The sequence below is a fragment of the Chitinophagaceae bacterium genome (genome assembly GCA_030053935.1).
Lineage (GTDB): Bacteria > Bacteroidota > Bacteroidia > Cytophagales > JASGCU01 > JASGCU01.
In genome coordinates this window covers 37,476-45,346 of sequence record JASGCU010000010.1, presented here as the reverse complement: position 1 = coordinate 45,346, position 7,871 = coordinate 37,476, and the positions used below count along the sequence as shown (strand labels likewise).

General features: G+C 32.2%; 7 protein-coding genes and 1 tRNA gene. 4 read left to right on the top strand and 4 right to left on the bottom strand.

Annotated features, from left to right (window positions below; all coding sequences use genetic code 11):
• The 3 genes from QM536_02425 to QM536_02415 form a co-directional block, all read right to left on the bottom strand.
• The coding region (locus QM536_02425; protein MDI9355866.1) for a hypothetical protein at positions 1-951 on the bottom strand (951 nt) is incomplete at its 3' end.
• Positions 952-970: 19 nt separating this feature from the next.
• Complete coding sequence (hutI, locus tag QM536_02420; protein MDI9355865.1) at positions 971-2,197, bottom strand: imidazolonepropionase; 1,227 nt, start codon at positions 2,195-2,197, stop codon at positions 971-973.
• 128 nt (positions 2,198-2,325) lie between these two features.
• Positions 2,326-2,399 (bottom strand) — tRNA-Arg (locus tag QM536_02415).
• Positions 2,400-2,777: 378 nt separating this feature from the next.
• Here QM536_02415 and QM536_02410 point away from each other — a divergent pair.
• Both QM536_02410 and QM536_02405 read left to right on the top strand, forming a co-directional pair.
• The gene (locus QM536_02410) at positions 2,778-3,344 is read left to right on the top strand and encodes a chalcone isomerase family protein (GenBank protein ID MDI9355864.1); all 567 of its coding nucleotides are present in this window, start codon (positions 2,778-2,780) and stop codon (positions 3,342-3,344) included.
• Between the two features lie 108 nt (positions 3,345-3,452).
• On the top strand, positions 3,453-4,025 hold the full coding sequence (locus tag QM536_02405; GenBank protein MDI9355863.1) for a Maf family nucleotide pyrophosphatase: 573 nt from the start codon (positions 3,453-3,455) through the stop codon (positions 4,023-4,025).
• An 84-nt stretch (positions 4,026-4,109) separates the two neighbouring features.
• Here QM536_02405 and QM536_02400 read toward each other — a convergent pair whose 3' ends face one another.
• Positions 4,110-4,322, bottom strand: a complete 213-nt coding sequence (locus QM536_02400; protein MDI9355862.1) for a hypothetical protein — start codon at positions 4,320-4,322, stop codon at positions 4,110-4,112.
• Positions 4,323-4,499: 177 nt separating this feature from the next.
• Between QM536_02400 and QM536_02395 the strand changes: the two genes are divergently transcribed.
• Entirely contained in the window at positions 4,500-6,965 is a 2,466-nt protein-coding gene (locus QM536_02395; protein ID MDI9355861.1) for a TonB-dependent receptor, read from the top strand.
• A gap of 252 nt (positions 6,966-7,217) precedes the next feature.
• Positions 7,218-7,847, top strand: a complete 630-nt coding sequence (locus QM536_02390; GenBank protein ID MDI9355860.1) for a DUF1801 domain-containing protein — start codon at positions 7,218-7,220, stop codon at positions 7,845-7,847.
• Positions 7,848-7,871 lie beyond the last annotated feature (24 nt).

Below are 7,871 nucleotides of genomic sequence, written 5' to 3'. Positions count from 1 at the left end.
TGCTAAATACTTTTGAGAGAGTTCTACCCAAATCTGAGGGGTATAGAAACTACCCTTTCTTTCTCGAACATCTTGAGGAACAAGTAAATCCCTTCGTTCTACAATATAATCCCAATATTCTTTATGCGGAGGACGTTCATATTTGTTCCAAAATTGGGTATGTGCAGCTTGTTTATCATTAAAATCAGAACGCAAACTACTAAACATACCTGTTTCATTAATTTTTCTATCAACCTGATAATGGTCTTTTTTGAGCAATACATATAGTTTTTCTTTGAGAGTATTGTTTTCTTCAGAAAGAAGGTCTGCGATATAAAAATCCCCATCAATAATTCCTATTTTCTTTGCTATGTCCCAATTTACTGCAATAGTTGGTTTTACGGATTGAAGCCATTTGTTGTAAATAACGATAAAATTATTTTTATCTATTCGGGTTTTTGTCAAGCCAAAATTACCAACAAGGAAGTTCTTTTTGATAAAATTCTTGATCTCTCTATCGTCATTAATAAAGTGAAAAAGCAATGCATTGCTATCAATGACCGATTTTACTTTTTCATAAATCAGTTTGAACTCTTTGGTTTCGTGGTTAGAAGGTGCTACATTCCAATTAAAGTCGTTTAAATAAAAAACAGAATGTATGTCATTGTATGGGATAAAGGCAATTTTTTCTCCGTCAAATGCTCCCAGCATTGCGGGTGGCAAAAACTTATCAAAAGTTCTTGCTTTGCCAATGGTCAAAATGAGTTGCACAATGGATTTGTAAATATCCGATGAGCCGTTTTTTGCTTCCGCCCATAGCAGAGATTCTTGCTCAAATAATTCTTTTGAGCTTTGGTGCATGCATACACTAAAGTCAATGTTGCCTATTATCTTGGAGCAGTCGTATAGCCAAAAGTAGTCGTTAGCTACTTTATTTTTCAATTCTTCTTCTCTTATGTTTTGGTATTTCATAAGGTGTTTATGTTATTTTTTAAATGTTACCTTTACCATTTATAATTTCTCCCTTTTTCCATACGAGTTTTGGCTTCAGTTTACCTTGTTGGTATAAAATTTCTCTATAATCATCTGTAGGAAAGGCAATCATATCGGCAATATAGTTTTTTTTGAGGATACCTTTATTCTGAATTTGGATAGCATTTGCTGCTCTAAAAGTAATACCTGCGAATACCTCTGCATTTGATAACTTTTGATTTGCAGCAAGAACAGATGCTTGCATACAAAGGTCTCCCATCGGTGCCGATCCTGGATTCCAATCAGTAGCAATAGCAAGGCAAGCTCCGTTATCTAAAAATTTTCTTGCAGAAGCAAAAGGCATACCTAATCCTAACGATGCACCTGGTAAAACTATTGCTACCGTATTACTTTTAGCTATAATTTTTATGTCCATTTCTGATGTATTTTCTAAATGATCGCAGCTAACAGCTCCTAATTGAGCGGCAAGAACTCCTCCTCCCGTAGAAAATTGATCCGCATGGACGGTCAAAAAAAAACCCATGTCTTTGCATCTATTCAAATATCTTTCCGCTTGTTTAAGAGGGAACGCTTCAGGTTCTATAAAAATATCTACTCTTTGACTCAAATTTTGTTTTTTTATTTCAGGCAATAGTTTTTCAAGAATAAAATCAATATAAGAATCGGTATCTAAAAATTCTTTTGGGCAGACGTGTGTCGCAAGGCAAGTAGGGACAATATCAAACAGAGTTTGGCATTTTTGTATTGTCCGAAGTTGTTTTATTTCATTTGTAAAATCGAGTCCATAGCCCGTTTTTACTTCCGTAGTAGTAACACCCTCTTGAATATGCCTCCATAATCGCATTTTAAGTGTTTCAAAAAGTTCCTCTTCCGTGGCTTCTCTGGTACTCCGAACGGTATCATAAATCCCTCCTCCACTTTTCAGTATTTCTGAATAAGAACTTCCCGATATACGAAGCGAATAATCCTTTGCCCTTGACCCCGCAAAACATATATGAGTGTGTGCATCTATAAAACCAGGGAGCAATACAAAATCTTCTGTCAGATGCAGCATATTTTTATATAAATACCTGCCCCTTTCAAAAGGAAGTATATCTTCAATATGCCCATTGGAAACTACCACGCCATAATTTTTTAAAATTTCTAAACTTGTATCCTTTACAGCCCCTTTGAGAGGTATATTATCAAGGGTGATAATCTGTGAAAATGGTCCTATAAATATCATAAAATGTGTGATGTAACACTAAAAATAAAAAAAGAACACTGATTGGACAGATGCTACTGATATCTATCATTATCAATCAGTCCTATCAATTAAATCAGTGTTCTATTAAAAATGGTAACATTATTAGGTGAACTCGGAGGGATTCGAACCCCCAACCTTCTGATCCGTAGTCAAATGCTCTATCCAATTAAGCTACGAGTCCTTTTGTATTTATTTTTATACAATTGCAATATATAATATAATATCTAATAGTTTTGTTATTTTGTTTTTCTAAGGCAAAAAAACATATTTATTCAAAAAAAAATCAAAAAAAGAACCTTATATATGATAATAAGTTCACAAAAAAAAATATTATTGTATTTTGCTAAAGCATCTGTTCAAGTTTCTTGTAGAGCATTAAAAAACAATTTTTAAAAATTGAGCCACACCGAAAAATCACTTTTGATACATTTGTAGTTTTGTAATTATTTGATTATCAATAGTTTTAAAACTTAAGTATTATTTTTGTAAAAAGAACTTTTCGGGGGATACTTAACATTATCTTACTTAATTATCTTACTTACAATAAAAAAATATATCAATGAAAACACAAATTATTATAGTATTTTTTGCATTATCATCTCCTTTTATATCCGCAGCACAAAAAATAATACACGATATAAAAATAGAAGATAAACTTTCCATAGAAGGACAACATTTAACATTAAACGGTGCGGGAACGCGAGTGAAAATGTTTATGGATTTTTATGTAGGTTCTCTCTATGTAACTCACAAATCAGAAGATGGAAAAGCAATTGCATCGTCAAATAAAGCTATGGCAATAAAAATAGACATTGTATCGGGCTTAATTTCATCTGAAAGAATGATTTCTGCTATCCATGAAGGTTTTGAAGCATCAACAGGAGGAAAGACATCTCCATTACAAGAATACATTACTACATTCATTACCTTCTTTCAAGAGCCAATAATGAAACGTGATGTTTTTATCATCCTTTATGTACCAAATACAGGGGTTTCTGTTTATAAAAATGGGGTAAAAAAAGGAACTATTAAGGATAATTCTGATTTCAAAAAAGCTTTATTTGAAATTTGGTTAGGAGATGGTGCTATTGATAAAAACTTAAAAAGAGAAATGTTAGGAAAATAAAACACATAACTCACAAAGAAAAGCGTGTTTTTTTTTTATGCACTCATCTGATAATTACTATATACGAAAAAATCACGTAGATTTTGCTACATATTATTATTTTATTTTATGAAACTCCAGTATCCACTTGTTTTAGCATCTACTTCTCCCCAAAGGAAGTATCTTTTGGAACAAATGAAAGTTCCATTTATTCTTTTTACAAAACCAATTGATGAGGATTTTCCAAATACTTTGGAACAAGAAAAAGTAGCAGAATACTTAGCTATAAAAAAAAATAATGCCTACCAAACGGAATTCCAAGACCATCTTATATTAACCGCAGATAGCATCGTGCTTTGTAAAAACAAGATATTGAACAAGCCTGAGAACTTGGAAGAAGGCATTCGTATGCTTACCTTCCTTTCAGGTACGATTCACTCTGTGATTACATCGGTTTGCTTGTCTCTCAACGGAGTTTTCACAGTAGTGTCTTCGCAGACAAGGGTTCATCTTTGCAAATTTTCTCCTTCGGAAATAGAATATTATGTAAAGCATTTTCATCCATTTGATAAGGCAGGTGGATATGCAATTCAGGAGTGGATTGGGCTTATTGGAGTCAAAAAAATAAGCGGTTCTTATACCAATATAGTAGGTCTACCAACAGATATTGTGTATAAACTTTTACAAAAATACCGCATATAAAACCATTAATATTACTTTTGCATTACAATAAATGAAAATAGAAAAGGAAACAGGTAATCCATAACTGTGAATATTTCCAGAACTCTATATCCCTTCCATAACAGAGAATATATCCATAACTTTTCTTATAAAATCATCATCTATATACTCTAATACCTCTGCTTCTGTCATTTCCAATTCAGATATTTTATAAACCTGCTCCATCATTCCATATTCAAACTTTACTATGTATTTTTGATTCCAAGAAAAAAGAGTAATATTACAAGCAGGATGAGTAATTTGTTTCACTATTCGCATATATTTTTGAGAGTTAAATTTTTTTTAGATGTTATTTTTATTTTTGTGAACCTTTTTGACATAGTATTTTTTATTTTTATTGTTTCACAATAATCTATAATTTGTTATGCAACTATTTATTATTTCTTATGTCATTTACATCAGTTTTAAATAATAATATCTTAAACAAATAAATAGATGAAAAAAATAATATATATACTCTGCTGGTCAATAAGTATAGGGATAGTATATGGACAAATACCCCAATATACTATAAAAGGAGAGGTGAAAGATGCAAAAAGTGGTCTGCCCTTTGCAAATGTATTAGTTTTGCAGGCGAAGGATTCTACTTTATTAAAAGCAAGCACCTCCGATTCAGATGGAAAATTTCTCATAGATATAAATAAAGAAGGAAACTATATACTTCAGGTGTCTATGGTAGGATTTAATACGCATTATTCAGATGCATTTTTGCTCAATGCGGAACAGAAACAAGAAGTATTCTCTCCCATTATCCTTTCAGAGAACATACAAAAATTAGATGAAGTAACAGTGAGCAGTCAAAAATTATTTATAGAGCAAAAAGTAGATAAGACCATCGTAAATGTAGAAAATAGCATTGTAGCTAGCGGAAATACTGCCTTAGAAGTACTAGAAAAAGCACCAGGAGTAGTAGTAGACCAACAAAACGACCAAATAAAGCTCAAAAATAAAACAGGAGTTCAGATAATGATTGATGGGAAAAAAAGTTATCTATCCGAAAAAGATATTACACAACTTCTTAGAAACATGAGCTCAGATCAGGTCGCTTCTATTGAAATTATTACAAACCCCTCTGCAAAATATGATGCCTCAGGGAATTCTGGTATCATCAATATAAAGCTCAAAAAAAATCAAAATTTAGGAACTAATGGGACTCTCTCCCTCACCACAGGATATGCTTTTATCCCCCATTCTGTAAATGATCTCTACCGAGGAAGCACCAATCTTACCATTAATCATAGAGCATCTAAATGGAATCTCTACGGAACTATTTCAGGCAATAGAGGATCCTGGTATAATGATAATACTCTCTACAGAACTGTAAATTACGAAGGGGAAAAAAGCACTTTTGATCAATTCTCTTACCGAAGTGGCAATGGGCTTTTTGCTTCTACTAAAATAGGAATAGATTATTTTGTATCTGATAAAACAACAATAGGTATAATGGTTGATGGAAATAATTGGGATGGAACAATGAAAGGCAGCAATAATACTCACATCTCAAACACAATCCTCAGTACCTCAAACAGCAACTCTCTCATCCAAAACTCTGATTTTAATTCCAATGAGCATAATATCACCACTAACTTTAACATAAAGCATAATTTTAATGACAAGGGAAAAGAAATTACAATAGATTTAGATTATTCACGATACGGAAGCCCCACTCTTCAAAACTTTTACACAAATTATTATAATGATACAGATTCCCTCACCAACCAAATAACACAAAGAAACAGCACTCCCACTTTTATAGACATATATGCAGTCAAAAGTGATTTTACTCTCCCCATCAATGACAAAATAAAATTAGAAATGGGAGCAAAAATCGGATATGTGCAAACAGATAACGATTTTATTTTTGAAAAATTAGTAGGAACAAGCTACCAAAATGACCCCACAAAAACAAATCATTTCATCTATGAAGAGAATGTAAACGCCGCTTACTTTAATTTTAGTTGGACAGGAAAAGTATGGGGAATACAAACAGGACTCCGATTAGAACATACAAACTCCTCAGGGCATTCTGTCACTCTGAATACAACAGTCTATAGAAATTACCTTTCCCCATTCCCCAGTATTTTTGTAAACCAAAATATAAATGATAATCATGCACTAAGATATTCTTACAGCAGACGTATAGATAGACCTAATTATCAACAACTCAACCCTTTTATATTCTTTTTAGACCCCTATACATATGAAGAAGGAAACCCATATCTGCAACCACAGTTTACCGATAACCTTGAAGTTTCTTACACCTATAAAGGTGCAGCAACTCTCTCCTTAGGATACGCAAGAACCACCGATAATATGGTGCAAATAATAGAACAAGATGATAGTGCCAAAATAACTAAAGCAATCCAAAGAAACATAGAATCTTTTCACAATTATAGTGTCAATGTATCCTTTCCTATACCTATTGCAAAATGGCTTATGATGCAAAATAACATAGCATTATACTATAACCAATACCAGGACCCCAATTTATTAGGAGGAACCCTTAATTTAGGGCAGTTTGCATACGATTTTAATACCTCTCTCAATTTTACTATTCCAAAAGGATGGGGAACAGAAGTAAGCATGTGGTATAATTCTCCCAATGTATATGGAAATACCAAATCTCTGAAACCACAATATGCAGTGAACATAGGTATCCAAAAAGAATTTAAAAAAATACATTCTAAATTAAAATTGAATGTAAGCGATATATTTTTGACATCTTTTTGGAAAGGGGCTGTAAATTATCAAAACATAGACCTCCAAATAAGCGGAAGATGGACAAGCAGAAGAATATCTCTTACATTTACCTATAACTTCGGAAATCAAAATGTAAAAGCCGCTAGAAACAGACAAACCGCAACCGATGCTGAAAAATCAAGAATAGGAAATAAAAATTAAATCAGAATCAAACCAAAATGAACAAGATTACATACAATGAGAGAGAGCGTTTATCAATGCTCTCTTTTTTATTGTATGTTATTTTTAATTTTTTACAAAAAACAAGACCTTTGCAAAACTAAATTAGAAAAAAAATCTACTCATTTCTATCAAAATGAATCATTACATTGACTCATTGTATATAATAAAAATAAAAATTGCTTATTTTAGCACTAAAATAAACAAAATAAATAATTTTTTATAATTCAAAAAATGACTACAAGCATTGAACAATACATGATTGATGGCTGTATGCGATGCAAATACGGAGGAACACCACAATGCAAAGTGAATACTTGGCGTGCAGCATTAGAGATACTAAGACAAACTGTTTTAGAAACAGGATTGACAGAAGAAATGAAATGGGGAGTTCCCGTTTATACCAAAAACAATAAAAATATTGTCACTATAAATGCCCTTAAAGAATCTGCAAATATAGGTTTTTTCAAAGGGGTACTTTTAGCAGATACCTATAAAATACTTCAACAACAAGGTAATGTACAATCTGCGAGAATTGTGAGATTTACCCATATCGACGAGATAATCAAAATAAAAGATATTTTGAGAGAATATATATTGGAAGCAATCCGTATAGAAGAAAGTGGTGCCAAAGTGGAGTTAAAAAAAAATCCCGAACCTCTTCCACCCGAATTATTAGAAGCATTTGCAGATGACCCCGCATTTGAAATAGCATTTTATAATCTCACACTCGGAAGACAAAGGGGATACATCATCTATTTTTCACAACCGAAACAACCCAAAACCAAAATAGAACGGATTCAAAAATATAAAGAACAGATTTTCAAAGGAATAGGGTTTCATGACAACAATTATAGTCGTTAATCAAAAAATAAATTCTGCTTTTAT

Excerpts from the sequence above, each read along its gene's own strand:
- hutI (MDI9355865.1), bottom strand. The coding sequence starts at position 2,197 with ATGATATTTATAGGACCATTTTCACAGATTATCACCCTTGATAATATA.
- QM536_02410 (MDI9355864.1), top strand. The coding sequence starts at position 2,778 with ATGAAAACACAAATTATTATAGTATTTTTTGCATTATCATCTCCTTTT.
- QM536_02405 (MDI9355863.1), top strand. The coding sequence starts at position 3,453 with ATGAAACTCCAGTATCCACTTGTTTTAGCATCTACTTCTCCCCAAAGG.
- QM536_02400 (MDI9355862.1), bottom strand. The coding sequence starts at position 4,322 with ATGCGAATAGTGAAACAAATTACTCATCCTGCTTGTAATATTACTCTT.
- QM536_02395 (MDI9355861.1), top strand. The coding sequence starts at position 4,500 with ATGAAAAAAATAATATATATACTCTGCTGGTCAATAAGTATAGGGATA.
- QM536_02390 (MDI9355860.1), top strand. The coding sequence starts at position 7,218 with ATGACTACAAGCATTGAACAATACATGATTGATGGCTGTATGCGATGC.